Origin of the sequence: Craurococcus roseus (assembly GCF_039523795.1) — a bacterium.
GTDB classification, from domain to species: domain Bacteria; phylum Pseudomonadota; class Alphaproteobacteria; order Acetobacterales; family Acetobacteraceae; genus Craurococcus; species Craurococcus roseus.
The window spans coordinates 19,753-45,047 of record NZ_BAAAFZ010000062.1 but is presented as its reverse complement, the minus strand read 5'-3'; the positions used below and the strand labels follow the sequence as shown (position 1 = coordinate 45,047).

General features: G+C 72.1%; 27 protein-coding genes and 1 other RNA gene. 17 read left to right on the top strand and 11 right to left on the bottom strand.

All coding sequences use genetic code 11. The annotated features are described in order from the left end of the window. Positions 1-56 precede the first annotated feature (56 nt). Positions 57-1,727 carry an NAD(P)/FAD-dependent oxidoreductase gene (locus ABD067_RS19625; protein ID WP_343897076.1) on the top strand — a complete coding sequence of 557 codons (1,671 nt, stop codon included), beginning with the start codon at positions 57-59 and terminating at the stop codon, positions 1,725-1,727. Between the two features lie 11 nt (positions 1,728-1,738). Here ABD067_RS19625 and ABD067_RS19620 read toward each other — a convergent pair whose 3' ends face one another. Next, on the bottom strand, positions 1,739-2,347 hold the full coding sequence (locus tag ABD067_RS19620) for an LOG family protein (protein ID WP_343897075.1): 609 nt from the start codon (positions 2,345-2,347) through the stop codon (positions 1,739-1,741). Between the two features lie 113 nt (positions 2,348-2,460). Here ABD067_RS19620 and ABD067_RS19615 point away from each other — a divergent pair, with 113 nt between their 5' ends. Further along, on the top strand, positions 2,461-2,901 hold the full coding sequence (locus ABD067_RS19615; protein WP_343897074.1) for a c-type cytochrome: 441 nt from the start codon (positions 2,461-2,463) through the stop codon (positions 2,899-2,901). Positions 2,902-2,921: 20 nt separating this feature from the next. Here the strand turns inward: ABD067_RS19615 and ABD067_RS19610 are convergent, their stop codons facing one another. Further along, positions 2,922-3,599, bottom strand: coding sequence for a cytochrome b/b6 domain-containing protein (locus tag ABD067_RS19610; RefSeq protein WP_343897073.1), 678 nt, complete (start codon positions 3,597-3,599; stop codon positions 2,922-2,924). Positions 3,600-3,692: 93 nt separating this feature from the next. Here ABD067_RS19610 and ABD067_RS19605 point away from each other — a divergent pair, with 93 nt between their 5' ends. From ABD067_RS19605 to ABD067_RS19580, 6 genes are all read left to right on the top strand, one after another. Then, positions 3,693-4,499, top strand: a complete 807-nt coding sequence (locus tag ABD067_RS19605) for a hypothetical protein (RefSeq protein WP_343897072.1) — start codon at positions 3,693-3,695, stop codon at positions 4,497-4,499. 180 nt (positions 4,500-4,679) lie between these two features. Further along, positions 4,680-5,855: a LysM peptidoglycan-binding domain-containing protein gene (locus ABD067_RS19600; RefSeq protein WP_343897071.1), complete on the top strand. Its 1,176-nt coding sequence runs from the start codon at positions 4,680-4,682 to the stop codon at positions 5,853-5,855. Positions 5,856-6,078: 223 nt separating this feature from the next. Further along, positions 6,079-6,792: a phosphatidylserine decarboxylase gene (locus tag ABD067_RS19595; RefSeq protein WP_343897070.1), complete on the top strand. Its 714-nt coding sequence runs from the start codon at positions 6,079-6,081 to the stop codon at positions 6,790-6,792. Positions 6,793-6,808: 16 nt separating this feature from the next. Continuing rightward, on the top strand, positions 6,809-7,723 hold the full coding sequence (locus ABD067_RS19590) for a CDP-alcohol phosphatidyltransferase family protein (RefSeq protein WP_343897069.1): 915 nt from the start codon (positions 6,809-6,811) through the stop codon (positions 7,721-7,723). A gap of 206 nt (positions 7,724-7,929) precedes the next feature. Then, positions 7,930-8,880, top strand: a complete 951-nt coding sequence (locus tag ABD067_RS19585; protein WP_343897068.1) for an alpha/beta hydrolase — start codon at positions 7,930-7,932, stop codon at positions 8,878-8,880. 5 nt (positions 8,881-8,885) lie between these two features. Beyond that, positions 8,886-9,653: an SDR family NAD(P)-dependent oxidoreductase gene (locus tag ABD067_RS19580; protein ID WP_343897067.1), complete on the top strand. Its 768-nt coding sequence runs from the start codon at positions 8,886-8,888 to the stop codon at positions 9,651-9,653. Between the two features lie 10 nt (positions 9,654-9,663). Here the strand turns inward: ABD067_RS19580 and ABD067_RS19575 are convergent, their stop codons facing one another. From ABD067_RS19575 to ssrA, 8 genes are all read right to left on the bottom strand, one after another. Further along, the gene (locus ABD067_RS19575) at positions 9,664-9,864 is read right to left on the bottom strand and encodes a ribbon-helix-helix domain-containing protein (protein WP_343897066.1); all 201 of its coding nucleotides are present in this window, start codon (positions 9,862-9,864) and stop codon (positions 9,664-9,666) included. A 26-nt stretch (positions 9,865-9,890) separates the two neighbouring features. After that, positions 9,891-11,300 carry a class II fumarate hydratase gene (locus ABD067_RS19570; protein WP_343897064.1) on the bottom strand — a complete coding sequence of 470 codons (1,410 nt, stop codon included), beginning with the start codon at positions 11,298-11,300 and terminating at the stop codon, positions 9,891-9,893. 39 nt (positions 11,301-11,339) lie between these two features. Next, positions 11,340-11,738, bottom strand: a complete 399-nt coding sequence (locus ABD067_RS19565; protein ID WP_343897063.1) for a VOC family protein — start codon at positions 11,736-11,738, stop codon at positions 11,340-11,342. A 4-nt stretch (positions 11,739-11,742) separates the two neighbouring features. Next, positions 11,743-12,132, bottom strand: a complete 390-nt coding sequence (locus tag ABD067_RS19560; protein ID WP_343897062.1) for a RidA family protein — start codon at positions 12,130-12,132, stop codon at positions 11,743-11,745. A gap of 10 nt (positions 12,133-12,142) precedes the next feature. Continuing rightward, positions 12,143-12,361: a hypothetical protein gene (locus tag ABD067_RS19555; RefSeq protein WP_343897061.1), complete on the bottom strand. Its 219-nt coding sequence runs from the start codon at positions 12,359-12,361 to the stop codon at positions 12,143-12,145. A 31-nt stretch (positions 12,362-12,392) separates the two neighbouring features. Continuing rightward, positions 12,393-14,042, bottom strand: coding sequence for a fumarate hydratase (locus ABD067_RS19550; protein WP_343897099.1), 1,650 nt, complete (start codon positions 14,040-14,042; stop codon positions 12,393-12,395). Positions 14,043-14,233: 191 nt separating this feature from the next. Then, on the bottom strand, positions 14,234-14,725 hold the full coding sequence (locus tag ABD067_RS19545) for an SspB family protein (RefSeq protein ID WP_343897060.1): 492 nt from the start codon (positions 14,723-14,725) through the stop codon (positions 14,234-14,236). Positions 14,726-14,844: 119 nt separating this feature from the next. After that, positions 14,845-15,167, bottom strand: a transfer-messenger RNA (tmRNA) gene (ssrA, locus tag ABD067_RS19540). 8 nt (positions 15,168-15,175) lie between these two features. Here ssrA and thyX point away from each other — a divergent pair. Both thyX and ABD067_RS19530 read left to right on the top strand, forming a co-directional pair. Continuing rightward, positions 15,176-16,117, top strand: a complete 942-nt coding sequence (gene thyX / locus ABD067_RS19535) for an FAD-dependent thymidylate synthase (RefSeq protein WP_343897059.1) — start codon at positions 15,176-15,178, stop codon at positions 16,115-16,117. 160 nt (positions 16,118-16,277) lie between these two features. Next, positions 16,278-16,418: a hypothetical protein gene (locus tag ABD067_RS19530; RefSeq protein WP_343897058.1), complete on the top strand. Its 141-nt coding sequence runs from the start codon at positions 16,278-16,280 to the stop codon at positions 16,416-16,418. 16 nt (positions 16,419-16,434) lie between these two features. Here ABD067_RS19530 and ABD067_RS19525 read toward each other — a convergent pair whose 3' ends face one another. Next, the gene (locus ABD067_RS19525; RefSeq protein WP_343897057.1) at positions 16,435-17,583 is read right to left on the bottom strand and encodes an Mrp/NBP35 family ATP-binding protein; all 1,149 of its coding nucleotides are present in this window, start codon (positions 17,581-17,583) and stop codon (positions 16,435-16,437) included. A 320-nt stretch (positions 17,584-17,903) separates the two neighbouring features. Between ABD067_RS19525 and hflK the strand changes: the two genes are divergently transcribed. From hflK to ABD067_RS19490, 7 genes are all read left to right on the top strand, one after another. Continuing rightward, positions 17,904-18,959: an FtsH protease activity modulator HflK gene (hflK, locus tag ABD067_RS19520; protein ID WP_343897056.1), complete on the top strand. Its 1,056-nt coding sequence runs from the start codon at positions 17,904-17,906 to the stop codon at positions 18,957-18,959. Beyond that, positions 18,956-19,870 carry a protease modulator HflC gene (gene hflC / locus ABD067_RS19515; RefSeq protein WP_343897055.1) on the top strand — a complete coding sequence of 305 codons (915 nt, stop codon included), beginning with the start codon at positions 18,956-18,958 and terminating at the stop codon, positions 19,868-19,870. The genes hflK and hflC overlap by 4 nt, the downstream gene beginning before the upstream one ends. A gap of 129 nt (positions 19,871-19,999) precedes the next feature. Beyond that, a complete protein-coding gene (locus ABD067_RS19510; protein ID WP_343897054.1) occupies positions 20,000-21,616 on the top strand; it encodes a DegQ family serine endoprotease in 1,617 nt (538 codons plus the stop codon). Positions 21,617-21,901: 285 nt separating this feature from the next. After that, positions 21,902-22,690 carry an ABC transporter ATP-binding protein gene (locus ABD067_RS19505; protein WP_343897053.1) on the top strand — a complete coding sequence of 263 codons (789 nt, stop codon included), beginning with the start codon at positions 21,902-21,904 and terminating at the stop codon, positions 22,688-22,690. Beyond that, positions 22,674-23,387 carry an ABC transporter ATP-binding protein gene (locus ABD067_RS19500; RefSeq protein ID WP_343897052.1) on the top strand — a complete coding sequence of 238 codons (714 nt, stop codon included), beginning with the start codon at positions 22,674-22,676 and terminating at the stop codon, positions 23,385-23,387. The genes ABD067_RS19505 and ABD067_RS19500 overlap by 17 nt, the downstream gene beginning before the upstream one ends. 10 nt (positions 23,388-23,397) lie before the next feature. Further along, positions 23,398-24,270 carry a branched-chain amino acid ABC transporter permease gene (locus ABD067_RS19495; protein ID WP_343897051.1) on the top strand — a complete coding sequence of 291 codons (873 nt, stop codon included), beginning with the start codon at positions 23,398-23,400 and terminating at the stop codon, positions 24,268-24,270. A 12-nt stretch (positions 24,271-24,282) separates the two neighbouring features. Further along, positions 24,283-25,293, top strand: a complete 1,011-nt coding sequence (locus ABD067_RS19490; RefSeq protein ID WP_343897050.1) for a branched-chain amino acid ABC transporter permease — start codon at positions 24,283-24,285, stop codon at positions 25,291-25,293. Positions 25,294-25,295 lie beyond the last annotated feature (2 nt).

The following is a 25,295-nucleotide window of genomic DNA, read 5'->3' as shown; positions in this document are numbered from 1 at the left end:
GCGCCCCCAAATCCCGCTTCCACACCACCGCACCGAACCCTGCCCATCCCCGTTCCATGATCCGACTGACCGAATTGAGGCTCCCGCTCGACCACGCGGAGGACGCCCCGCGCCGCGCCGCGCTGGCCCGGCTCGGCTTGGACGAAACGGACCTCCTCGGGATGGCCGTCGCCCGCCGTGGCTACGACGCGCGCAAGCCCGCCGCCATCGTGCTGGTCTACACCCTCGACGTGGAGGTCCGGGACGAGGCCGCCGTGCTGCGCCGCCACGCCGGCGACCCGCGCATCGGCCCGGCCCCCGACACCCGCTACCGCTTCGTCGCCCGCGCCCAGGACCCGGCGCCGCCCCGCCCGGTGGTGGTCGGCGCCGGCCCGTGCGGCCTCCTGGCGGCCCTGGTCCTGGCGCAGATGGGCTTCCGCCCGCTGGTGGTCGAGCGCGGCCAAGCCGTCCGCCAGCGCACCAAGGACACCTGGGCCCTGTGGCGCCGCGGCGTGCTCCGGCCCGAGAGCAACGTCCAGTTCGGCGAAGGCGGCGCCGGCACCTTCTCCGACGGCAAGCTCTACAGCCAAATCCGCGACCCCCGGCACCTCGGCCGCAAGGTGCTGGAGGAGTTCGTCCGCGCCGGCGCCCCGGAAGAGATCCTCTGGGTGTCCAAGCCGCACATAGGCACCTTCCGGTTGGTGACGGTGGTGGAAGGGATGCGCGCCGAGATCGAGCGGCTCGGCGGCGAGTACCGCTTCGGCACCCGCGTCACGGATTTCGAGATCGGGGCCGGCCCGGACGGCACGCGCCGCCTGCGCGGCCTGGTGCTGGAGAGCGGCGAAACGATCGAGGCGAGCCACGCCGTCCTCGCCCCCGGCCACAGCGCCCGCGACCTCTTCGGCGCCCTGCTCCGCCGCGGTGTGGCGATGGAGGCGAAGCCTTTCTCCATCGGCGTCCGCATCGAGCACCCGCAGCGGGTGATCGACCGTGCCCGCTTCGGCCCGAACGCCGGCAACAGGCTGCTGGGCGCCGCCGACTACCGCTTGGCGCACCACTGCGCCAACGGACGCGCCGTCTACAGCTTCTGCATGTGCCCCGGCGGGCGCGTGGTGGCCGCCACCAGCGAGCCCGGCCACGTCGTCACCAACGGCATGAGCCAGTATTCGCGCGCCGAGTTCAACGCCAACGCCGGCATCGTCGTCGGCATCTCGCCCGCCGACTATCCCGGCGGCGTGCTGGCCGGCGTTGAATTCCAGCGCCGATGGGAGCGTGCCGCCTTTGAAGCCGGCGGCGGCGACTACCGCGCCCCGGCGCAGCGCGTAGAGGACTTCCTGGCAGACCGTCCTTCCGCCTCGCTCGGCGAGGTGGAGCCGAGCTACCAGCCCGGCACCCGCCCTGCCGACTTGGCCGCCTGCCTGCCCGGCTACGCGGTGGCGGCGATGCGCGAAGCCCTGCCCGCCTTCGCCCGGCAGGTGCCCGGCTTCGCCATGGCCGACGCGGTGATGACCGGCGTGGAGACGCGCACCTCCTCGCCCATCCGCCTTCCGCGCGACGCCCGCTTCCAGAGCGTCAACACCGCCGGCTTGTTCCCCGCCGGCGAAGGCGCGGGGTTCGCGGGCGGCATCCTCTCGGCAGGCGTGGACGGCATCCGGGTCGCCGAAGCGGTGGCGATGGCCCTCACCGGGCAGGAAGTGCCGGCCGAGTGGTCGCGCCGGCGGAGCGAAGCCGCGCTGGTCTACGGCTGAAGACGCGGCGGCTACAACCGCTCGGCCGGTGCCGCGGCTTCCGGCACGGGCGCCCGGCGCAGCACCGCCATCGCCTCACCCACGTCCGCCGCGACGGTGATGAGCCGCCGGTGCGACTCCGCCGCGAAGCCCTGGGCGATGATGGCGTCCACCAGTGCCAGGAACGGCCGCGCCCATCCTGCGATGTCGAGCATGACGATCGGCTTGGCGTGGAGGTTGAGCTGCCGCCAAGTCAGCACCTCCATGGTCTCGTCGAGCGTGCCGAAGCCGCCGGAAAGCGTCACGAAGGCGTCCGCGAGTTCGTACATCCGCGTCTTGCGGGTGTGCATGCTGGAGGTGATTTCGAGTTCGGTCAGCGCGTCGTAGGGCCGTTCGATCCGGGTCAGGAACTCGGGGATCACCCCGCGCACCCTCCCGCCGGCCCCCACCGCCGCCCGTGCCACCTCGCCCATGAGCCCGATGCCGCCCCCGCCGTAGATCAGGGTCATGCCCGCTTCGGCGAGGGCGGTGCCCAGCTCCTTCGCCGCCGCGGCGTGGGCGGGATCGTGGCCGGTGCGGGCGCCGCAGAAGACCGCGACGGAGCGGATGGGGCTGGGCAGGATCGTGGTGTCGTCTGGCATGGGACAGACCCTAACACGCGAGAAGCCGCGGGTTGCATGCGTCCGGCACTTGTCACCTCCCCCGACCGTCGTGCCATGATCGCAACTGTCACCGTTCGATTCGGGAGTGCGGCATGAAGGGCGTTGTCTGGATGGGCGCGGCGGCGGCGATCGCGCTCGCGGCGGGAACGGCCTGGGCGCAGGCGGATGTCATCGCCGAGCGCCGCGCCGGTCTCAAGCGCATGGGCGAGCACATGCAGGCGATGAAGGCCGTGGTGGACAGCCGCGGCAACGTCCAGCCGCTGGCGGCCACGGTGGACGACATGATCGCTTGGTACCGCACCATGCCGCAACGCTTCCCGCCCGGCTCCGACCGCGGCGACACCCGCGCCCTGCCCGCGCTCTGGAACGAGAAGGCGAACTTCGAGACCGTCAACAACAACATGGTCAGCCAGCTGCAGGCCCTGCGGACCGCCGCCGCCTCCGGCGACGCTGCGGCCTTCGCCGCCGCCTACGGGCAAACCGGCCAGACCTGCGGCACCTGCCACCGCCCGTACCGCCAGCGCATCAGCTAGAGCGTGGGGTGGAGTCGGCCTCAGCCGAGCCGAGTGATGCCCCAGACCGTCAGGGCCGCCGCGGCCAGGAAAGCGGCGGCCAGCACGGGCGACCCCATGCGCGGGGGCGCCAAGCGAGCCGGGAGCGACTTGAACCCGGTGATCATCGGCCCGACCAGGTCCTGCCCCTTGAGGGCCGCGTAGGCCGCGACCGCCAGTACGTGGAGCGCGGCCGCCGCCAGGATCAGGTTGAACGTCAGGTGGTGGACCCCGGTCAGCCAAGCGCTGGTGGCGTCGCTGACGGTGAGCGCCAGCGGCCCGTGCGCGTCGTAACTGAAGCCCGGCTCGTGGTTGGCGAACAGGCCGGACCCGGCCTGCACCAGCAAGAGCCCCAGCAACGCCAGCACCATCCACCCGCCGGCGGCGTTGTGGCCGATCTCGGTGTCCGGCTCGCGCCGTCGGAGGTGGGCCAGGTGCCGGAGCGCCATCGCCGGCGAGCGCAGGAACCGCGAGAACCGCGCCGTGTCCGACCCGGCCACGCCCCAGGCGACGCGGAACAGGAGCAGGGTCAGCACGGCGTAACCGGACAGGTAATGCGCCTCGGCGTTGCCGGTATTGATGGACACCCACGAGATGCCGATCAGCGACACGATCCCCCAATGCACCAACCGAATCCAACCGTCCCACACCTTGACTCGACGCACCGGCTCCTCGGCCATGCCCACCGCCCCGTCCCGATTCGCCGGCCACTATAGGGAGCGGCGCCACCGGGTGGAGGCGGGGCCGGTCGGCTGGAGCCGCGGCGCGACGGCGTGACCCTCGACGCCCTTTGGCCGGCCTCGTGGCCAACGATCGCGCCGTGGTCGGGCGTGCTGGCCGCGCTCGCGGCGGCGCTCGCCTGGGCCGGGGCGCTGCGGGCGCTGCACCGCCGGGATTTGGCGGCGCTGGGCGCCGCGCTCGGATTGGCCGCGGGTTGGGCGGTGACGCTGGGCCTCCCGGTCGCCTCACCCCGGCAACTCGCCGAACGGCTGCCGCTGCTGGCGGCGGGCGGCTCCGCGGCGGGGCTGGCGATGGCCTTCCTGGCCGGGGGGCGCGCGTGGCGCGTCGCCCTCGGCGCCGGAACGGTCCTAGCGGCGGGCGCGTGGTGGTTGGCGGGCGCGCCGACGGCGGCCGCCGACCTGCGGCGAGCCCTGGTCTTGATCGTTGCTTTCGGCGCCGCGACCGCCGTCGCCGCGCAGGAACTGCGTTCGCCCGCCCGCGCCACGGCGGCCTTCGCCGTGTTGCTCGCCGCTTGGTGGATCGCGCAGCCGACCGGCCCTTGGCTCGTTCTGGCCGCCGTGGGAGTCTCCGCCGCGTTCGGGGCGTGGCCCGGCTGCGCGCCTTGGACCGTCCCGGCCGCCCTCCCGGTGGGCCTGTGCCTGGCCGGCCTCGCCGCCGGGCCGGTCCTCGGCCGCGGAACCGCGGCGGACTGGACGGCGGCGGCCGCGCCCTTCGCCGCGCTGTCGCTCGGCCCCGCCTTCGCCGCGCGCATAGGCGGGAAGGCCGGCGCCGCGGTCGGCTGGCTGACCGCCGGCGGAGTCCCGCTCCTGCTCACGTGGCTGCTCGCGCGCGGCGCGTGATGGGTGCTTGCGGGATGGCGGCCTGCGCACCTAATGTGGCACGCCGAGATGTCGAGTGGTCGCAGGCGCGTCGCCGCTCGGCAAGATGGCGAAGTTTCGCGATGAAGGCGGGTGGTTCGGATCGGCGGCAGCGTCCCTGAGGGCGTGGCCCGCCCGGTTCAGGTCAGCCGAACCGTGGTGATGCTGGAATCGACGTTCGCATCGAAGATGGGCATTGTGGGCCTGATCGCCGCTGCGGCTGTCGGGACGGCTTGGTATGCCCTTCCCGAAGGGTTCCCGGCGCTCCGGCCGAACCGGCCCGGCACCGAGCAGGTGGCCGCGGCCCGTTCGCCCTCGATGGCCCCGCCGTCGCTGGCCGCGCCCCAACCCTCCTCCCCCGCGTCGCTCCGCGCCCTCTTGCCGCGTTTCGACGTCGCCCGAGTCGGCGCCCGCGGCATGCTGGTGACGGCCGGCCGCGCCGCCGCCGGCGCCGAGGTGGCGTTGTTGGAGGGCCAACGTGAGCTCGGCCGCGCCCGCGCCGACGGTCGCGGCGAATGGGTGATCCTGCCCAGCGACGCACTCGCCCCGGGCGCCCGCGAACTGTCGCTGGTCGCGCGCCTCCAAAGCGGCGAAACCGTAGCGGGCGAAGAAACCGTGCTGCTGGTGGTGCCCGAGCCCCCCGGCGGCGGCGCCTTCGCATCGGTCGGCGTGAACCAAGGTTCGGGCGCGCCCGGCGGCACCGGCAGCGGCGCCGGCGGCAGCGCCGCGACGTCCGGCCCGCTCGCCATGCTGCTGCCGTCCGCTTCCGCGCCCAACGCGGCGCCGCGGGTGCTGCAAGGGGCCGGCGGCGCCGCGGGCGAGCAACCGACGACGGCGGCCAACGGCGGCGCGGCGCGGCAGCGCCTGGGGCTCGACGTGATCGATTACGACGACGCCGGCTCCATGCGCTTCGCCGGCAGCGCCGCGCCGGGCGCCTCGGTCCGCGTCTACGCCGGCCCGCAGCTCCTGGGCGAGGCCACCGCCGACACCGCCGGCCGTTGGCACCTCACCCCCGATGACCAGCCGAACGTCGGCCGGCACGTGCTGCGGCTCGACCAGATGGCCTTGGCCGGCGGCAGCGTGGCCGCCCGCATCGAGGTGCCCTTCCAGCGCGACCGCCTCCCCGAATCGGCGGTGCAGGACGGCCGGATGGTGGTGCAGCCGGGCCAGAACCTTTGGCGCATCGCGCGGCACACCTACGGGCGCGGCATGCGTTACACCGTCATCTACGCCGCCAACCGCGACACCATCCGCGACCCGAGCTTGATCTACCCGGGCCAGGTCTTCGCCCTCCCGGAAGACAAGCAACAATCGGCCGGAAGCGTCGGGCAGCGCTGAGGAAACCCTCGCGCTGCCGCGTCATCGAAGGCGGCTAAGCTCCACCCGCCGACGCCCTGATCGCGCCTGTCGTCCGGAACGCGGCGGAAGGCGGTACAAGAGCCGGACAGTACTGTAGCAAGGCAGCCGGTAAGGCGGCCTCCCGATCGGCCACGGTTGCAGCCGAGGGTCGCACCCCTAGCGGCGTTGCGGTCCGCCGGCGCAATCACCATAACCCCGCTTCATGTCATTCGGACACAGCCTGCGGCTCATCATGGCCCCGCCGCACCGCGCGGGGCGCCCCTTCATCATCGCCGGCGGCGCCTTCATGGTCCTGGGCGGCCTCATCCTGGGCGCCTGGGCCTTCTGGCTCGGCCTGTTCTTCGCCAGCTTCTGCCTGTTCTTCTTCCGCGATCCGGTGCGCGTCGCGCCTTCCCGCCCGGGGCTGGTGCTGGCGCCAGCGGACGGCAAGGTGGTGAGCGTCGGCCCCGCCGTCCCGCCGGCCGAACTCGGCCTCGGCCCCGCCAACCGCTGGCGCGTCGGCATCTTCCTGTCGGTGGTGGACGTCCACGTGAACCGGGTGCCGGCGGACGGCCGCGTGACCCGCATCGCCTACCGCCACGGCGCCTACCTGAACGCCAGCCTCGACAAGGCCAGCGAGGACAACGAGCGCAACGCCATCGCCCTTCGCCTGCCCGACGGCCGCGACATGGCGGTGGTGCAGATCGCCGGCCTCATCGCGCGCCGCATCATCTGCGACATCAGCGAAGGGCAGGACGTGCAAGCGGGCGAGCGCTTCGGCATCATCCGCTTCGGCAGCCGCACCGACGTCTACCTGCCGGACGGTGTGCGGCCGCTGGTGGCGGAGGGCCAGACCATGATCGGCGGCGAGACGGTGATCGCTGAACTCGCCCCCGGCCGCGCGCCCGCGTCCCAAGCCCCCGCGAACCCGATCTGAACGGGCGCCGGCCGTGATGGAAGGCGTCGGCGGCGGCCCGCCGCAACGGCCGCTCCGTAAGGGGTTGCGGAGCCGGTTGCGCCGCCTCCGCCGCCCGCGCACGCGGCCCCGCACCAAGGGCCCGTCGTTCAACCAGTTGATCCCTAACATCCTGACGATGCTCGGCCTCTGCTCCGGGCTCACCGCCGTCCGCTTCGCCTTCGAGGGCCGGTGGGAGCACGCGGCGGTGCTGATCGTGGTCGCCGCCGCCATCGACGGCATAGACGGCCGGCTGGCCCGCCTGCTGAAGGGCACCTCGCGCTTCGGGGCGGAATTCGACAGCCTCTCCGACTTCCTCTGCTTCGGCGTGGCGCCGGCGCTGGTGCTGTACCTCTGGACCTTGCACGACGCCCGGGGCCTGGGCTTCGCGCCCTGCCTGCTCTTCGCCGTGTGCTCGGCGCTGCGCCTCGCGCGCTTCAACGCCTCCATCGTGGACGCGCCGGCCATGCCGCTGTCCGGCCCGCCGCCGAAGCCGGCCTTCGCGCAAAGCTTCTTCACCGGCGTCCCGGCGCCGGCGGGCGCGGGGCTGGCGCTGTTCCCCCTTTTCGCGTCGATGGCGTTCCGCGAGTGGGACTGGCCGGGCTTCGCGCGCGCGGCGCAGCACCCGCTGTTCGCGGGCGCGCTGCTGGTGGTGGTGGGCTCGTTGATGGTGTCCACCTTGCCGACCTGGAGCTTCAAGAACTTCAAAGTCCGGGCCGATTACGTGCTGCCGATCCTGCTCGGCATCGGCGCCTACGTGGCGGTGCTTCTCACCGAACCCTGGGCGGCGCTGGCGGCGGCGGGGCTGATCTACGGCGCGATGCTGCCCTTCTCCGTCCGCAGCTACGCGCGCCTGAAGCGCGAGGCGGACGCCATGCTGGAGGCGGAGGAGGAGGGCGAGGCGGCCGCCTGACCGGCTCCGCCGCCGTTGTTGGCCGCCGCGTGTCTTCCGCGCTCCCCGCGCCCGCCCTAGGCTGCTTCCGACCGCGCGCGCGGTCCGAGAGCCATGGCCGGGAGGGACCGGGCCGGCCTCCGGAAGGCGGCCCGCCGCTTCCCGGCATCGCTCCCAGGCGGCGCGCGCCCTGCCCGCCCGTTCGACAGCGAGGAGCGACCCCGTCCATGCCGCTCGACCCCGAAGCCAAACGCGTCATCGCGCTGATCCAGGAGATCGGCCGCCCGCCGCTGCACACCTTGTCCCCGGAAGAAGCGCGGCAGGCCTACACCGGCTCGCGCACCGTGCTGCAACCCGAGCCGCCCGAGGTGGCCGAGGTGGAGGACTTGACCTGCCCCGGCCCCGCCGGCCCGGTCCGCTTGCGGCGCTACCGCGGCGCCGGCACCGAAGCGGGCGCCGCCCTGCCCTGCCTGCTGTTCATGCACGGCGGCGGCTGGGTGATCGGCGACCTGGAGAGCCACGACCAGGTGTGCCGGACGCTGGCGAATTACGCCCGGTGCTGCGTGGTGGCGGTGGACTACCGCTTGGCGCCGGAGCACAGGTTCCCGGCCGCGGTGGAGGACAGCGCCGCCGCGCTGCGCTTCGTCGCGGACGAGGCGGCGCGCCTGCGCATCGACCCGAAGCGCATCGCGGTCGGCGGCGACAGCGCCGGCGGCAACATCGCCGCGGCGCTGGCCCTCATGGGCCGCGACGGCACCGTGCCGGCGGTGGGTTTCCAGTTGCTGCTCTACCCCGCGGTGGACCTGGGCGGCACGCGCGCCGCGCACCAGCGCTTCACCGACGGCTACCCGCTCGTCACCGTGACGATGCGGTGGTTCATCGACCACTACCTCGCGGACAAGAAGCAGATGCGCGATTGGCGCGCCTCGCCGTTGCGGGCGCCCACCCTCGAAGGCGCGCCGCCCGCCTACGTCATGACCGCCGGGCACGACCCGCTGGTGGACGAGGGCGTCGCCTACGCCAAGCGGCTGGAGGAGGAGGACGTGCGCGTCACCCACGTCCACATGACCGACCAGATGCACGGCTTCCTCACCATGGGCCGCTTCATCTCGGCCTCCGACCTCGCGCTGCGCCAGGCCGCGGCGGCGCTGGTCCACCACTGGGCGCGGGAGGCTTGAAGCCGATGCCGGGATTGCTGGACGGGAAATCCGCGCTCGTGACCGGCGCCGGATCGGGCATCGGCCGCGCCACGGCGCTGGCCTTCGCGCGCGAAGGCGCCTGGGTCGCCGCGGCCGACCTCAAGCTGGAGGCCGCGCAGGAAACGGCGCGGATGGTCGAGGCGGCCGGCGGGCAGGCGGTGGCGATAGAGGTGGACGTGACCGACGACGCGGCGGTGGCCGCGATGGTGCAGGCGGCGGTGAAGGCCTTCGGCGGCCTGGACTGCGCCTTCAACAACGCCGGCATCGCGCCCTACCAAGTCAACGCCGCCGGCCAGAAGATCGCCGACGTGGCGCCGGAAGCGTGGCAGCAGTTGCTGGACGTGAACCTCACCGGGGTTTGGCGCTGCCTCCGGCACGAGGTGGCGCAGATGCGCACCCAGGGCGGCGGCGCCATCGTCAATACCGCTTCAGTGGCGGGGCTGGTCGGGCTGCCGTCGTCCTCCGCCTACGTGGCGAGCAAGCACGGCGTGGTGGGGCTGACGCGCACGGCGGCGGCGGACCACGCCGAGGAGAACATCCGCGTCAACGCCGTCTGCCCGGGCTACATCGAAACGCCGATGACCGAGGACACGATGCGGCGCAAGGGCGAGCGCATCCTGGCGCGGGTGCCGATGGCGCGCATGGGCAGGCCGGAGGAGATCGCGGAAGCGGTCGTCTGGCTCTGCTCGGACCGCGCCTCCTTCGTCACCGGGGCGGCCTGGACGGTGGACGGCGGCTACAGCGCGGTTTGACCCGGAAGCGTCACCCGCGCTCGTTCAAGGCGAAGACCCGGAGCGTGCTCGCCAAGGGGAGCGCCGTTTCGGCGCGGCCCGCGTCGAGGTCCTCGATCAGCTCGGCGAGGGTCTTGCCGCGGCGCTCGGCGGCCCCTTCCAGCGCCCGCCAAAACTCGGCCTCCAGCGCGATCGAGGTGCGGTGGCCCGCGAGGCGGAAGCTGCGTTTCAACAGGTGCTGCGGCGAAGGTGGCGTGCTCACCCGCCGGCGAGGGTTGCTCCCGGCTCGACCATCTCTTCGGGCCGCACCCATCGGTCGAAATCCTCTGGGGTAACGAGTTCGAGCTTCGCCGCCGCATCCTTGAGGGTCAAGTTCTCGGCCAAGGCGGTCTTTCCTATGCGGACCGCCGCGTCGTAGCCGATGCGCGGGTTCAAGGCGGTCACGAGCATCAGCGACTTCGCCAGGTTCTCGGCGATGCGCTCCCGATTAGGCTCCAGCTTGGCGACCATGTGCTCGGCGAAGCTCTCGGCCGCGTCGGCCAGCAGCGTCGCGGATTGCAGCACGGCCTGGATGATCACCGGCTTGAACACGTTCAGTTCCAGGTGGCCCTGCGCGCCGGCGACGGAAACGGTCGTGTTGTTGCCCATCACCTGGGCGCAGACCATGGTCAGCGCCTCCGACTGCGTCGGGTTGGTCTTCCCCGGCATGATGGAGGAGGACAGCCCGTCCGCCGGGACCACCAGCTCGGAGAAGCCGGAGCGCGGGCCGCTACCGAGCAGGCGGACGTCGTTGGCGATCTTGTTGAGCGAGACCGCCACCACGTTCATCATGCCGGACAGCTCGACGAAGGCGTCATGGGCGCCCATGCCCTCGAACTTGTTCGGGTTGGGCGCGAACGCGAGACCCGTGCGCTCCGCCACGATCTCGCAGAACACCCGGTCGAAGTCCGGGTGCCGGTTCAGGCCGGTGCCGACGGCGGTGCCGCCCTGGGGCAGCGGCAGCAGGCGGGGCAGCGTGGCGCGCAAGCGTTCCTGGCCCAGCTCCACCTGCCGCGCCCAGGCGCCGAACTCCTGGCCCAACGTCACCGGCACCGCGTCCATCAGGTGCGTCCGGCCCACCTTGACGATGCCGGCCCACTCCTCGGACCGCCGCCAGAGCGCGGCGTGCAGCCGGCCGAGCGCCGGGATCAGCCGGCCCTCCACGATCTCCACGGCCGCGATGTGCATCATGGTCGGGAAGTTGTCGTTGGAGGACTGGCCGCGGTTGACGTGGTCGTTCGGGTGGACCGGCTTCCGGCTGCCGAGCGGCTGCCCGAGCATCTGGTTCGCCCGGTTCGAGATCACCTCGTTGGCGTTCATGTTGGTCTGGGTGCCGCTGCCGGTCTGCCAGACGGGCAGCGGGAACTCCTCGTCCCGCTCGCCGGCCGCGATCTCGTCGGCCGCCTTGGCGATGGGGTCGGCGAGGTCGGCCGGGAGTTCGCCCAGCCGGGCGTTAGCCGCCGCGCAGGCCGACTTGTGCAGCCCGACGGCGCGGATCAGCGCGGACGGGAAGCGCTCCGTGCCGATGCGGAACAGGCGCCGCGCCCGTTCCGTTTGCGGTCCCCAGAGGCGGTCGGCGGGGATGTCGATGGCGCCGAGCGAGTCGGTTTCGGTGCGGGTGTCGGCCATGCCCGTAGAATGCACCGGGAACGGCGCCGTTCCCGTGGGTCAACCCGAGTAGGACGAGACCTCGACCAGGTTCCCCTCCGGGTCGCGGCAGTAGACGGACCTCATCGGGCCGAGCGCGCCTTCCCGGTCCACCGGACCGGTCTCGACGGTCACGCCGCACTCGTGCAGGTGCGCCACCACGTCCAGGGCGGAGAGGGTGACGACGAAGCACAAATCCTGGGTGCCCGGCGAGCAGTTCGCGGCCGCGATCCAGGCGCTGGTCGGCGCGTCGTGCGGGCGGAGGTTGATCTTCTGGCCGCCGAAGCGGAGCGCCTCGCGGCGCGGCTCGCCGAAGGTGACGCGCTCCATGCCGAGCACGCGCTGGTACCAGGAGGCCATCACCTCCAAGTCGCGGCAGTTGATGACCAGGTGGTCCAGCCGGTCCACGGCGAAGCGCATGAGCCTATTCCTTCCTGAGCCGGGCCGTGACCTCGATCTCGATCCGCATGGCGTCGTCCTGCAAGCCGGCCTGGATCATGGTCGAGGCGGGGCGGGCGCGGCCGAGATGGCGCCGCACCACCGGCCAGCACGGCGGCCAATCCTCCCGCCTCGGAACGACGAAGAGCACGCGCACCACGTCGTCCAGCGTGCAGCCGGCCTCGGCGAGCGCGGCGGCGATGTTGCGGAAGCACTGCTCCGCCTGCTCCACCACGCCATCGGCGATCGTCATCGCGGCGTAGTCGTAGCCGGTGGTGCCGGAGACCCAAACGTGGCCGCCGTCCACCACGGCGCGCGAGTACCCGATCTCGTCCTCGAAGCGGGAGCCGGAGGAGATGCGGCGGCGTTCGGTCATCCCGGCCGCCTCAGCCCGGCGTGCAGACGAGGACGGCGACGGCGCCGTCCGGCCCCACGGAGTGCAACAAGATCACGCGGCGGATCACCGCCACCTGGCCGGTGTCGTCGGCGAGTTCCATCCCAGGCTGCGGGATGATCGGCAATTCGATCAACCCGTCGTCCTTGGCCGGCCTCCCGACGTCGAGGCCGTCTGGGTCGAACCAGACCCGCACGCGGAATCCCGCCATCGCTGCCTCCCCGGCCCGGCTCTTGGAGAGGCTACTCCAGCCCTTCGTAGAAGTCGTTCCCCTTGTCGTCCACCACGATGAAGGCCGGGAAGTCCTCCACCTCGATGCGCCAGACGGCCTCCATGCCGAGTTCCGGGTACTCCAGCACCTCGACCTTTCGGATGCAGTCCTGCGCCAGCCGCGCCGCGGGGCCGCCGACGCTGCCGAGGTAGAAGCCGCCGTTCGCTTTGCACGACTCTCGCACCGCCTTGGAGCGGTTGCCCTTGGCCAGCATCACCAGCGACCCGCCGGCGGCTTGGAACTCGGCGACGTAGCTGTCCATCCGCCCGGCCGTCGTCGGGCCGAAGGAGCCGGTGGCGTAGCCCTCGGGCGTCTTGGCCGGGCCGGCGTAGTAGACGGGGTGGTCCTTGATGTAGTCCGGCAAGCCCTCGCCGGCGTCCAGGCGTTCTTGCAGCTTGGCATGGGCGATGTCGCGCGCGACGACCACCGTCCCCGTGAGCGAGAGCCGCGTCTTCACCGGGTGCTTCGACAACTCGGCGCGGATCTCGGCCATCGGCCGGTTCAGGTCAACCTTGACCACCTCGGCGCCGAGCTTCTCCTCGGTGGCTTCGGGCAGGAACCGGGCCGGGTCGTGCTCCAGCTCCTCCAGGAACACGCCCTCGGCGGTGATCTTCGCCTTGATCTGCCGGTCGGCGGAGCACGAGACGCCGATGCCGATGGGCAGGCTGGCGCCGTGGCGCGGCAGGCGGACGACGCGCACGTCGTGGCAGAAGTACTTGCCGCCGAACTGGGCGCCGATGCCGAGGTTCTGCGTCAGCTTGTGGACCTCCGCCTCCAGCCCCGGGTCGCGGAAGGCGTGGCCGGCGCGGCTGCCCGCGGTGGGCAGGGTGTCGAGCCAGCGGGTGCTCGCCAGCTTCACCGTCTTCAGGTTGGCCTCGGCCGAGGTGCCGCCGATCACGATCGCCAAATGGTAGGGCGGGCAGGCGGAGGTGCCGAGCGTCTTGATCTTCTCTTCCAGGAAGGCGAGCAGCTTCGGCTTGTTCAGCACGGCGCGCGTCTGCTGGTAGAGGAAGGTCTTGTTGGCGCTGCCGCCGCCCTTCAGCACGAACATCAGGTGCAGCTCTTCGGCGTGGTGCGGGTCGTCGCCGGGCTGCGCCAGGATGGTGAACTCCACCGGCAGGTTGTTGCCGGTGTTCACCTCCTCGAACATGGAGAGCGGCGCCATCTGCGAGTAGCGCAGGTTGGTCTCGGTGTAGGTGCGGTGGACGCCCCAGGAGAGCGCCTCCTCCTCGTCGCCCTCCACCCAGACGCGCTGGCCCTTCTTGCCGAACACGATGGCGGTGCCGGTGTCCTGGCACATGGGCAGCACGCCGCCGGCGGCGATGTTGGCGTTCTTGAGAAGGTCCAGGGCCACGAAGCGGTCGTTGGCGCTCGCCTCGGGGTCGCGGAGGATGTTCGCTAGTTGCTGGAGGTGGCCGGGCCGCAGCAGGTGGGATACGTCCTTGCAGGCCTGGAAGGCGAGGTCTTCCAGCGCCCGGACGGGCACCTTCAGCACCGTCTTGCCGTCGGCCTCGATCGTCGAGACACCCTCGATGGGCAGGCGCCGGTAGGGCGTGAGGTCTTCGCCCAGCGGGAACACCGGGCTGTAAAGGAAGCCCTTGCGATCCTGGGCGACGGGCATCCCGGCGTCGGCTTCCGCGACGGAGGACGCGTCGGGGGTCGGGTTGTCGAGGGTGGCAGATGTCACGGGGCGGCTCTCCGCGCACGGGGATGCGCCGGCGCCGGAGGGGGCGCGGCGGAAACGTCGCGCCGGATTAGCCCAGGGCCGCGGTCAAGCCAACCGCGGCCCCGCTCTGCTGCCTAAGGTGTCGGTCAGTCCCGCGTCGAGCGGCGGCGGAAGGCGTCGAGGCTGACCACCTGCGGCGCCTCGGCCTCGGTCGGCGCCGGCTCCGACGCGGGCTGCGAGGCGGCCGCGGCGGCGGGCATCGCGCTCTCGAAGCGGAGGCCGAAGCGGACGTGCGGGTCGGCGAAGGCGACCAGGGCGGCGAAGGGCACGGTCAGCAGGGCCGCGACGCCGCCGAAGGACAGCCGCACGGAAAAGGTGCCGGCCTGCTTGTCCACCGCCAGGTCCCAGAACTTGTGCTGGAGGACGATGGTCATCTCCTGCGGGTAGCGCGCCCGCAGGTGGCCAGGCATCACCACCCCGGGGTGGGAGGTGCGGAAGGTCAGGTAGAAGTGGTGGTCGCCGGGAAGGCCGTGTTCCGCGGCGTGGGACAGGGCGTCCTGCACCACTTGGCGCAGGGCCTCCTCCGTCCAATACGAATAGGGCAGCAGGCTCTCGGCCGGCGCGGTGTTGTTGCTCATGATCCCACCCTCATCCGCACCCTGTCCAAATATAATGGCCCCACGAAGGCGAGCTAGCTCGCGAAATCGAGAGCATGAAGCCACATCCGGCGGCGGATTGGAAGCGCGGAAAGTGGGTAAGTGGGGGGCTTCTGTTGCCCGGTGCCCCCCGGACCGCGCTTACCTTATTTAGGCAGCGAGTGCGACAGCCTCGCGGCTGTTGTCGTTCGCACTTATCAACGGCCCGATGACGGCGGAACCATGCCGGGCAAAAGCGACCCCTTTACCGCGCGCGTCGAGCCTGTTTCGCCCCCTGGCCAGCCCCGGACAAAGGGAGCGGGGATTGGTGGAGGCGCCGGGCACTGCCCCCGGGTCCGCAACGCTTATTCTGAGCCGTGTTTATCGCCATAGCCGCCGAGGCGGCGAACGAGATATAGGCGTTCCGAACAGGGGAATCGAGGGGAAAGCCGCATGGCTTCGCTGACGGCCGAGCAGCAGGGCGAGATCGAGGCCGCGCGCACCGCGGAGGGCCGCACCCGCCGGCCGGTCGCCCCGGGCCTGGAGGCCATGCTGTTCGAGGCCATCCCGGTGCTCGACCACGGCTTCGTCCGGGTGGTGGATTACATGGGCGACGACGCCGCCATCGTGCAGGCGGCCCGCGTTTCCTATGGCCGCGGCACTCGCGCGGCCAACGAAGACCGCGGCCTCATCCGCTACCTGATGCGCCACCGCCACTCGACGCCCTTCGAGATGTGCGAGATCAAGTACCATGTGAAGCTGCCGATCTTCGTGGCCCGGCAGTGGATCAGGCACCGCACCGCGAACGTGAACGAGTACAGCGCCCGCTACTCGATCCTCGACCGTGAGTTCTACATCCCCGAGCCGGAGCACCTGGCGGCGCAGTCCAGCAGCAACCGGCAGGGCCGGGGCGAGGTGCTGGAAGGGGCGGAAGCGGCGCGCGTCCTCGAACTCCTCCGGGGCGACGCCGCCCAGACCTACGACCACTATGCCGAGATGCTCAACGAGGACGCAGACGGCACGCCGCTCGACGCTTCCCGCCAGGGCTTGGCGCGCGAGCTGGCGCGCATGAACCTGACACTCAACACCTATACCCAGTGGTACTGGAAAGCGGATTTGCAGAATCTCCTGCATTTCCTGGCGCTGCGCGCCGACAGCCACGCCCAGCACGAGATCCGCGCCTACGCCGAAGCCATGCTCCGCACCGTCGAGGCGTGGGTGCCGATGGCCTACGAGGCGTTCCGCGATTACCGCATGGGCGCGGTCACGCTTTCCGCCCAGATGCTGGGCGTGGTGCGGCGCATGGTCGCGGGCGAGGCCGTGCCGCAGGAGGGCAGCGGCCTGTCCAAGCGCGAATGGCGCGAGCTGATGGGCATGCTGGGACGGAATGTCTGACGCCGCCTCGCCCACCGCCGCCCAGCGGGCGGCCGGGGCCGGAGCCGTCCGCCGGGCCCCGCCGAAGCGGCGGCCTTCCCCAGCGGGCGCAGGCGCCGCATCGCGCGGCGCCCGAGGCAAGGGACGGGGCCCGGCGCGTTTCCCCGCGGCGTTCCGCTGGGTGCGGGTGCTGCTGCTGGTCGCCGCCGTGGTGGTGGGCCTCCCGCTGGCCCATGCCATGTTCGGCGAGGTGGTGGCGCTGCTGGGCGGCGCCTGCCTGCTCGGCTTCCTCCTCGGCCGCTGGACCGCGCCGGGCGGTTGACGCCCCGGAGCCGGCGCTATTCCACCACGATCCGCGGCCCCGCCGCCGCGGCGCCCGCGCCTTCCAGCTTCTCCCACAGCCGCGCCGCGATCCGGCGGTAGCATGCCGCCTCCGCCGTGTCCGGCCGCGCCGCCACGATCGGGGTGCCGGCGTCGGCCAGTTCGCGGATGCTCAGCGCCAGGGGAAGTTCGCCGAGGAACTCCACGCCGAGCCGCTCCGCTTCGCGCTTCGCGCCGCCGTGGCCGAAGATCTCCGCCCGGTGGCCGCAGTTCGGGCAGCAGAACACCGACATGTTCTCGACCAAGCCGAGCACCGGCACGTTCACCCGCTCGAACATCCGCACCCCGCGCCGGGCGTCGAGCAGCGCCACGTCCTGCGGCGTGGACACGATAACCGCGCCCGCCAGCGGCACCCGCTGGCTCATGGTGAGTTGCGCGTCGCCGGTGCCGGGGGGCATGTCCACCACCATCACGTCGAGCGCCCCCCACTCCACCTGGCCCATCATCTGCTCCAACGCCCCCATCACCATCGGGCCGCGCCAGATCATCGGCGTCTCCTCGTCCACCAGGAAGCCGATGGACATGGCCAGCAGCCCCCAGCGCCGGAGCGGGATGATGCGCTGGCCTTCCGTGCGCGGCCGCTCCCGCGCGCCGAGCATCTGCGGCAGGGAGGGGCCGTAGATGTCGGCGTCCAGCAAACCGACGCGCAGCCCTTGCGCGGCCAGCGCCACGGCGAGATTCACCGCGGTGGTCGACTTGCCCACGCCGCCCTTGCCGGATGCGACGGCGACGATCTTCGAAACGTCCGGGAGCAGCATGGCCCCCTGCCCCGCCGGGCCGCCCCTCGCCGCCCGGCCGGCTTGCGGGCCCGGCTGCGGCCTCGCGGCAATGGCGGGCTTCTGCTCCGCCGCTTCGCCGCGATGGGCCGTCAGCACCGCCGTCGCGCTCAACACGCCGGGCACCGCGGCCGCCGCGCGCTCCGCCGCCTGCCGCAGCGGCTCCATCTCCCGCGCCCGCTCGCGCGGCACGGAAAGGGCGAACTGCACCAGCCCGTCACGGGCCGACAAGCCCTGGACCATGCCCGATTCGACGACGCCGCGCCCCGTCGCCGGGTCGCTCACGGCGGCCAGGGCCCTGCGGACCGCCTCGACCAGATCCTCGCCCATAGCTTGAAAAACCTTCTGCATCCAACAATATCGGCCCCGACCGGGGAACGTCGCCCGCGTCGGGTACCGCGACCCGGCCTGGCGTGTCATATGGCCGGGCGCAGCCGGCGCATCCACCCCTGCCCAGGTGCGGCCGGACCGAGATCGAGCAGCGGGCAGCGGCGGAGGCCGGCACAGGAACCATGGCGTTGAACAATGGCGGGCCCAGCCCGTGGGGCAATCCGCGCCCGGGCGGCCCGTGGGGCACGCCCCCGCCCGGCCCCCCTGGTGGCGGACGCGGGCCGGACCTCGATGACCTGATCCGGCAGGCGCAAGCCTCCTTGCGCCGCGTCCTGCCCGCCGGCGGCGGTGGTGGCGGCCGCGGCCTGCTCGCTTTGGGCGGGCTCCTGCTCCTGGTGTGGCTCGCCAGCGGCGTTTACCGCGTGCAGCCCGACGAGGAAGGCGTGGTGCTGCGCTTCGGCGCCTACCACCGCCGCGCCACGCCCGGCCTGAACTACCATTGGCCCTGGCCGATCGAGACGGCGCTGACGCCGCGCGTCACCACGCAGAACCTCCTCAACATCGGCTTCCGCTCCGGCGAGACGACGCAGCTCCGCACCGCGACGTCGCGCGACGTGCCGGAAGAAAGCTCGATGCTGACCGGCGACGAGAACATCGTGGACATCGACTTCGTGGTGCGCTGGCAGATCAGCCCCGGGCTCGACGGCGCCGCCGCCTACCTGTTCAACACGCGCAACCCCGAGGCCACCATCCGGTCGGCGGCCGAGAGCATGATGCGCGAGGTCATCGGACGAACCCCGATCGAGGCCGTGCTGACCCAGGCGCGCACGCAAATCGAGACGCAGGTCATGCAGGGCACGCAGGCGATCCTGGACCAGTACCGGGCCGGCGTCCGCATCAGCCAGGTCCAACTCTCGGGCGGCCAGCCGCCGGCGGCCGTGGTGGAGGCCTTCCGCGACGTGCAGCGTGCCAGCGCCGACGCCGACAGGGCGAGCAACGAGGCCGAGGCCTACCGCAACGACATCATCCCGCGCGCGCGCGGCGAAGCGGAACGCATGATCCAGGAAGCGCAAGGCTTCCGCGACAGCCAGGAAGCGCGCGCCCGCGGCGAAGCCCAGCGCTTCATCTCGGTGCTGTCGGCGTACCAGCAGGCGCAGGACGTGACCATGCGCCGCATCTACCTCGAAACCATGGAAGAGATCCTGCGCCGCAACCCGAAGGTCGTCATAGACGACAAGGTCCAGGGCTTGGTGCCCTTCCTCCAACTGAACGAGCAGAACCGGCCGGCGCAGCCGGCCCGACCGCAGCAGAGCCCCTCCGCCACGGCGGCGCCGGCGCTGCCGGCGGCCCGTAACGCCACGGGGTCGCCGCGATGAACCGCCTTCTCGCCCTCGCCGTGGCCGGCGCCGTCGCCGTGGTGCTGCTGGCGTCCTCGGCCTTCACCGTGCATCAGACGCAGCAGGTGCTCGTCACGCAATTCGGCGAGCCGGTGCGGGTGATCCGCGAACCCGGGCTGCACTGGAAGCTGCCCTTCATCCAGACCGTGATCGCCTTCGACCGGCGCCTGCTGGACTTCGACTCGTCGGCGCAGGAAGTCGTGCTCGGCAGCCAGCGCCGGCTGGTGGTGGACGCCTTCACGCGCTACCGCATCACCGACCCGCTCCGCTTCTTCCAGACCGTGGGCGCGACGGAGGCCGGCATCCGCTCCCGCCTGGAGCCGAGCGTCACCTCGGCGCTGCGCGGCGCGCTCGCCAACGAGACCCTGCCGGCCGTGCTCTCGGCCGAACGCGCCCGGATCATGGGCGAGATCCGGCAGCGGGTGGCTTCGGACACGCAGGACCTCGGCATCGAGGTGGTGGACGTCCGCCTCCGCCGCGCCGACCTGCCGGAGGGGAACACCCAAGCCATCCTCGCGCGCATGCAATCCGAACGCGAGCGCGTGGCGCGGGAGGTGCGCGCGCGCGGCGCCGAAGCGGCGCAACGCATCGTGGCCTCCGCCGACCGGGACCGTACGGTGCTGCTGGCGGAAGCCCAGGCCAAGGCGCAAACCTTGCGCGGCGAAGGCGAGCAGGTGGCCATCGCCATCTTCGCCGAAGCCTTCCAGCGCGACCCCGAGTTCTTCCAGTTCTACCGCACCATGCAGGCGTGGCGGGAAGCGTTCTCCGACGGCGAAACCCGGATGCTGCTCAGCCCGGACTCGGACTTCTTCCGCTACTTCCGCACCATCCCCACGCCCGGCGCCAACGGCGGCGCATCGCCTCCCCGACCGGCGGCGGCTCCGCGATAGGAGCCCGTCGTGGCGACGACGGGCGGCGCCGGCGGCGCCCCCCGGCCGCGCCGGCAACATCCCCACCGGGCCCGCGTTCCCTCGGTGGGCAACACGGGCCCGGTCCGCTCCAGCATCGAGGTTCTCGCCATGCGTTCCACCCCAACGGCTTTGGCCCTGCTCGCGGCGGCCGCGCTGCCCCTCGGCCCGGTCCTGGCGCAAGCCCCGGCGCCGGCGCCGGCGCAACAGCAGATTTCCCCCCTCCCGGCGCCGCCCGCCGCTTCGCCGCCGCCGGGCCAGAACTCGCCGCAGCCGACGCCGATGCGCGACACGCCGCCGAGCTTCGCGCCGCTCGCGCGGCAGCTCCTCCCGGCGGTGGTGAACATCTCCACCTCGCAGGCCGCCCCGGCCCGCGCCAACCGGCCGGACGCGCCGGACGTGCCGCAAGCGCCCCCGGGCAGCCCCTTCGAGGAATTCTTCCGCGAGTTCTTCCGCAACCGGCCCGGCGCCCCTGGCGGCCCGGGCCCGGAAGGGCCGCCGCAGCAGCAGCGGCGCCGTGGCCAGTCGCTCGGCTCGGGCTTCATCCTGGACGCCTCCGGCATCGTGGTGACGAACAACCACGTCATCGACGGCGCGGACGAAATCAACGTCATCCTCCAGGACAACACCTCCATCCGCGCCGAGCTGCTGGGCACGGACCCGCGCACGGACCTCGCGGTGCTGCGCATCAAGACCGACAAGCCGCTGACCGCGGTGAAGTTCGGCGATTCCGACAACGCCCAAGTGGGCGACTGGGTGGTGGCGATCGGCAACCCGTTCGGCCTCGGCGGCTCCGTCACCGCGGGCATCGTCTCCGCCCGGGGCCGCAACATCGGCCAGGGCAACTACGACGACTTCATCCAGACGGACGCCGCCATAAACCGCGGCAATTCCGGCGGGCCGCTGTTCAACCTGCAAGGCGAGGTGGTGGGCATCAACACCGCCATCTACTCGCCCACAGGCGGGTCGATCGGCATCGGCTTCTCCATCCCGTCCAACCTCGCGCGCAACATCGTCGCCCAGCTCCAGGACGGCGGCAAGGTGCGCCGTGGCTGGCTGGGCGTGAACATCCAGCAGCTCACGGACGAGATCGCCGAGAGCCTCGGCCTGCCCAACGGCTCGCGCGGCGCGCTGGTGGCTCGCGTGCAGGAGGACGGGCCGGCGGCCAAGGGCGGCATCCGCAACGGCGACGTGGTGCTGCGCTTCAACAACCAGGACGTCCGGGAGATGCGGAACCTGCCGCGCATCGTCGCCGAAACGCCGGTGGGCCGCGAAGTCCCCGTGGTGGTTTGGCGCGACGGCCGCGAGCAAACGGTGTCCGTGACCGTGGGCGAGTTGCCGGCCGAGCCGCAGCAGGCCGCCGCCACACCCGGCCCGCAACAGGGCGCGCGCCCGACCGAACTCACCGGCCTTGGCCTGCGGGTGGCACCGCTCTCGGCGGAAACGCGGGAGCGCTTCGGCTTGAAGCCGGACCAGCGCGGCGTGGTCATCGTCGAGGTGGCGCCGAACAGCCCGGCGGCGGAGCGGGAACTCCGCCCCGGCGACGTGGTGGTGGAGGTCCAGCAAGAGCGGGTCAACACGCCGGACGAGCTGCAACGGCGCTTGGCGCAGCTTCGCCAGCAGAACCGCGCGACCGTGCTCTTCCTGGTCGAGAGCCAGCAGGGCCAGCGCTTCGTGCCGCTCCGCCTGCGCGGCGGCAGCGGCGGCGAGCGCGGCAGCCCCGGCTGACGCCCCTCGCCTGACGCCTGGGCGGGCCGTGCGACCCGGCCCGGTTTGGCCCTTGCCAAGACCGCGGCCGGCCCCCTTGATGTGTCGACGCGGCCCGGCGTGGTACCGTTCCTGAAGGGACGGCGCCGCCCGGGCCGCCGAGAACGCCCGCGCCGACGGGCGGCAGGGAGGGCAGGCGTTATGCGGGGCACGGCTCGACAGCCGCGGACAAGGCCGGTGCGCGTGGTCGGGACGGGGGCTTCCTTATGGCCCGCCCGACGGCCGGCGGCCTGAGGCTCCGCGGCGGTGTCCGCCCTGCTCAAGGTTGGCGAGGTGGTGATGCGCTTCGGCGGCGTCACCGCCGTGGGCGGCGTCTCCTTCGAGGTCGGCCGGCGCAGCATCTGCGGCCTCATCGGGCCGAACGGCGCCGGCAAGACCACGCTCTTCAACTGCATCAGCGGCATCTACCGGCCCACCGCCGGCCGCATCGCCTTCGAGGGGCAGGACATCACCGGCGCGCCGCGCCACCGCATGGCCGGCATGGGCATCGGCCGGACCTTCCAGAACCTGGCGCTGTTCCGCACCCTTTCGGTGCGCGACAACGTGCTGGCCGGCGCGCACTCCCGCGGGAAGAGCGGCTTCGCCGCGGCCGCCTTCCGCTTGGCCTCGGCCCGGCGCGAGGAGGAGGAAGCCGAAGAGCGCCTCCGCCCCCTGCTGTCCATGCTGGACCTCGCCGGCGTCGCCGGGGTGCCGGTCGCGGCGCTGCCTTTCGGCACGCAGAAGCGGGTGGAGATGGCGCGCGCGCTCATCGGCGAGCCGAAGCTGCTGCTGCTGGACGAGCCGGCGGGCGGGCTGAACCATTCGGAGGTGGACGGGCTGGCGGGCCTGCTGCTGGACATCCGCGAACGCTTCTCGCTCTCGATCCTGCTGGTCGAGCACCACATGAACCTCGTGATGCGCGTCTCCGACAAGGTGGTCGCGCTCGATTTCGGCAAGAAGATCGCGGACGGCACGCCGGCGGAGGTGCGGGCCGATCCGGAGGTGATCCGGGCCTACCTGGGCGAGGAGGCGGTGCAGCATGGCCGCGCTGCTTGAGGCGGAGGGCCTCACCGCCGGCTACGGCCAGACAGCGGTGCTGCACGGCATCGACTTCGCGGTGGAGGAGCGCGGCGTTTCCGCCCTGCTCGGCGCGAACGGCGCGGGCAAGACCACGACGCTCCGCGCCGTCAGCGGCATGGTCCGCACCGGCGGCGCACTCCGCCTCGCCGGCGATCGGATCGACGGCCTCGCCACGGAGGAGATCGCGCGGCGCGGCGTCGCCCACGTGCCCGACGGGCGCGGCACCTTCATGGAGCTGACCGTCGAGGAGAACATGCGCCTCGGCGCCTACACCCGCCGCGACAAGGCCGGGGTGGAGGCGGATTTCGAGCGCGTTTTCGGCTACTTCCCGCGCCTCAAGCAGCGCTTCAAGCAACAGGCCGGCACGCTCTCCGGCGGCGAGCAGCAGATGCTGGCGATCTCGCGCGCCCTCGTGCTGAGGCCGCGCCTGCTGCTGCTGGACGAGCCTTCCTTCGGCCTCGCGCCGCTGGTGGTGCAGGAGATCTTTTCCATCATGCGCCGCATCCGCGAGGAGCAGGGCGTCTCCATCCTGCTGGTGGAGCAGAACGCCAGCCTGGCGCTCGACTTCGCCGACCGGGCGTACCTGCTCGAAACCGGCCGCATCGTCGTCTCCGGCCCGGCCGCCGACATCCGCCAGGACGAGTCGATACGCCGCTCGTACCTCGGCTACTGAAGGGAAGCGCATGGAAGGCCTCCCGCACCAGATCGTCGCCGGCATCGCCACGGGCGGCATCTACGCCTCCGTCGCCCTCGCACTGGTGATGATCTACCAGGCGACGCACCACGTGAACTTCGCGCAAGGCGAGATGGCGACCTTCTCCACCTTCATAGCGCTCAGCCTGATCCAGGCCGGGTTCCCGTACTGGATCGCCTTCGTCCTGACGGTCGTGATCTCCTTCGCCCTCGGCGTTGCGATCGAGCGCTTGCTGATGCGGCCGGTGCAGAACGCGCCGGTGCTGACGCATGTGGGCGTCTTCATCGGCCTGCTGCTGATCGTCGGCAACGCGACCGGCTGGGTGTTCGGCTACACCACCAAGGTTTTCCCGAGCCCGTTCGAGAGCGAGGGCCTGCTGTTCGGCGGCCTCGTTTCCGGGCACGAGCTGGGCTCGACGGTGGTGACGCTCGCGGTGCTGCTGCTGGTGTACCTGTTCTTCCGCCACACGCCGCTCGGCCTCGCCATGCGCGCCGCCGCCTACAACCCGGTGTCGTCGCGGCTGGTCGGCATCCGGGTCGGTTGGATGCTGGCGCTGGGCTGGGGCCTCGCCGCCGCCGTGGGCGCGGTCGCGGGCATGATGGTGGCGCCGGTGGTGTTTCTCGACCCCACCATGATGCTCGGCATCCTGCTCTACGCCTTCGCGGGCGCCCTGCTCGGCGGCATCGACAACCCGATGGGCGCGGTGATCGGCGGCTTCGCCGTGGGAGTCTTGGAGAACCTGGCCGGCGCCTACGTCGTGGGCACGGAGCTGAAGCTCACCGTGGCGCTGGCGATCATCATAGGCGTGCTGGTCGTCAAGCCTTCGGGCCTGTTCGGCCGCGTCGTCCTGAGCCGGGTCTGAGGAGCCGCCGCGATGAGCGCCACCGAGGACGTCCCCGCCACGCCGGTCCTGGTGCAGGAGGCGGCGCGGCCGGCCCTGCCGGCTTGGCAGCTCGGCGCCATCCTCGCGCTAGGCGCGGCGGTGGCGCTGGTGCCGATGTTCGCGCTGGAGAGCTTTCAGCTCTTCCAGCTCACCATGGCCGTCATCATGGCGCTGGCCGTGCTCGGGCTGAACGTCGTCACCGGCTACAACGGGCAGATCTCGCTCGGCCACGGCGCCTTCTACGCGGTCGGCGCCTACTGCACCGCCGTCCTGATGTCGCACGGCGACTGGTCGTTCTGGGCCACCCTGCCCGTCTCCGCCGCGGTTTGCGCCGGGCTCGGCTTCCTGGTCGGGTTCCCGGCGTTGCGGCTGGGAGGGCTGTACCTCGCGTTGACCACCTTCTCGCTCGCCGTCGCGGTGCCGCAGATCCTGAAGCACAAGGCCATCGAGGACTGGACCGGCGGCGTGCAGGGGCTGTTCCTGGTGAAGCCGGACCCGCCCTCCTGGCTGCCGCTGAACGCCGACCAGTGGATGTACCTGGTGGCGCTGATCGTCTCCGCGGCGCTGTTCTTCCTGGCCTGGAACCTCATCCGCAGCCGGATCGGCCGCGCCCTGATGGCGATCCGCGACAACCCGACCGCGGCCGAAGCGATGGGCATGGACATCGCCTCCCTGAAGACGCGCGCCTTCGCGGTCAGCGCCATGATCACCGGCGTCGCCGGCTCGCTCGGCGCGGTGGCGATCGAATTCGTGGCGCCCGACAGCTTCACCTTCGCCGTTTCGATCAGCCTTTTCGTCGGCATGGTCGTCGGCGGCGTGGCCTCCATCCTCGGCTCGATCTTCGGCGGGCTGTTCGTGCTGTTCGTGCCGAACCTCGCCGAGGAGATCTCCAAGGCGGCGCCGGGCGTGATCTACGGCGCCATCCTGATCGGGTTCCTGTTCGTGCTGCCGGACGGCTTCGCGGGACTCCTGCGCCGGCTGGCGGCGCGTTGGCGCCGATGACG

Coding starts and splice junctions, on each gene's coding strand:
- ABD067_RS19625 (WP_343897076.1), top strand. CDS start 57: ATGATCCGACTGACCGAATTGAGGCTCCCGCTCGACCACGCGGAGGAC.
- ABD067_RS19620 (WP_343897075.1), bottom strand. CDS start 2,347: ATGCCAGACGACACCACGATCCTGCCCAGCCCCATCCGCTCCGTCGCG.
- ABD067_RS19615 (WP_343897074.1), top strand. CDS start 2,461: ATGAAGGGCGTTGTCTGGATGGGCGCGGCGGCGGCGATCGCGCTCGCG.
- ABD067_RS19610 (WP_343897073.1), bottom strand. CDS start 3,599: ATGGCCGAGGAGCCGGTGCGTCGAGTCAAGGTGTGGGACGGTTGGATT.
- ABD067_RS19600 (WP_343897071.1), top strand. CDS start 4,680: ATGCTGGAATCGACGTTCGCATCGAAGATGGGCATTGTGGGCCTGATC.
- ABD067_RS19595 (WP_343897070.1), top strand. CDS start 6,079: ATGTCATTCGGACACAGCCTGCGGCTCATCATGGCCCCGCCGCACCGC.
- ABD067_RS19590 (WP_343897069.1), top strand. CDS start 6,809: ATGGAAGGCGTCGGCGGCGGCCCGCCGCAACGGCCGCTCCGTAAGGGG.
- ABD067_RS19585 (WP_343897068.1), top strand. CDS start 7,930: ATGCCGCTCGACCCCGAAGCCAAACGCGTCATCGCGCTGATCCAGGAG.
- ABD067_RS19580 (WP_343897067.1), top strand. CDS start 8,886: ATGCCGGGATTGCTGGACGGGAAATCCGCGCTCGTGACCGGCGCCGGA.
- ABD067_RS19570 (WP_343897064.1), bottom strand. CDS start 11,300: ATGGCCGACACCCGCACCGAAACCGACTCGCTCGGCGCCATCGACATC.
- ABD067_RS19565 (WP_343897063.1), bottom strand. CDS start 11,738: ATGCGCTTCGCCGTGGACCGGCTGGACCACCTGGTCATCAACTGCCGC.
- ABD067_RS19560 (WP_343897062.1), bottom strand. CDS start 12,132: ATGACCGAACGCCGCCGCATCTCCTCCGGCTCCCGCTTCGAGGACGAG.
- ABD067_RS19555 (WP_343897061.1), bottom strand. CDS start 12,361: ATGGCGGGATTCCGCGTGCGGGTCTGGTTCGACCCAGACGGCCTCGAC.
- ABD067_RS19550 (WP_343897099.1), bottom strand. CDS start 14,042: ATGCCCGTCGCCCAGGATCGCAAGGGCTTCCTTTACAGCCCGGTGTTC.
- ABD067_RS19545 (WP_343897060.1), bottom strand. CDS start 14,725: ATGAGCAACAACACCGCGCCGGCCGAGAGCCTGCTGCCCTATTCGTAT.
- thyX (WP_343897059.1), top strand. CDS start 15,176: ATGGCTTCGCTGACGGCCGAGCAGCAGGGCGAGATCGAGGCCGCGCGC.
- ABD067_RS19525 (WP_343897057.1), bottom strand. CDS start 17,583: ATGGGCGAGGATCTGGTCGAGGCGGTCCGCAGGGCCCTGGCCGCCGTG.
- hflC (WP_343897055.1), top strand. CDS start 18,956: ATGAACCGCCTTCTCGCCCTCGCCGTGGCCGGCGCCGTCGCCGTGGTG.
- ABD067_RS19510 (WP_343897054.1), top strand. CDS start 20,000: ATGCGTTCCACCCCAACGGCTTTGGCCCTGCTCGCGGCGGCCGCGCTG.
- ABD067_RS19500 (WP_343897052.1), top strand. CDS start 22,674: ATGGCCGCGCTGCTTGAGGCGGAGGGCCTCACCGCCGGCTACGGCCAG.
- ABD067_RS19495 (WP_343897051.1), top strand. CDS start 23,398: ATGGAAGGCCTCCCGCACCAGATCGTCGCCGGCATCGCCACGGGCGGC.
- ABD067_RS19490 (WP_343897050.1), top strand. CDS start 24,283: ATGAGCGCCACCGAGGACGTCCCCGCCACGCCGGTCCTGGTGCAGGAG.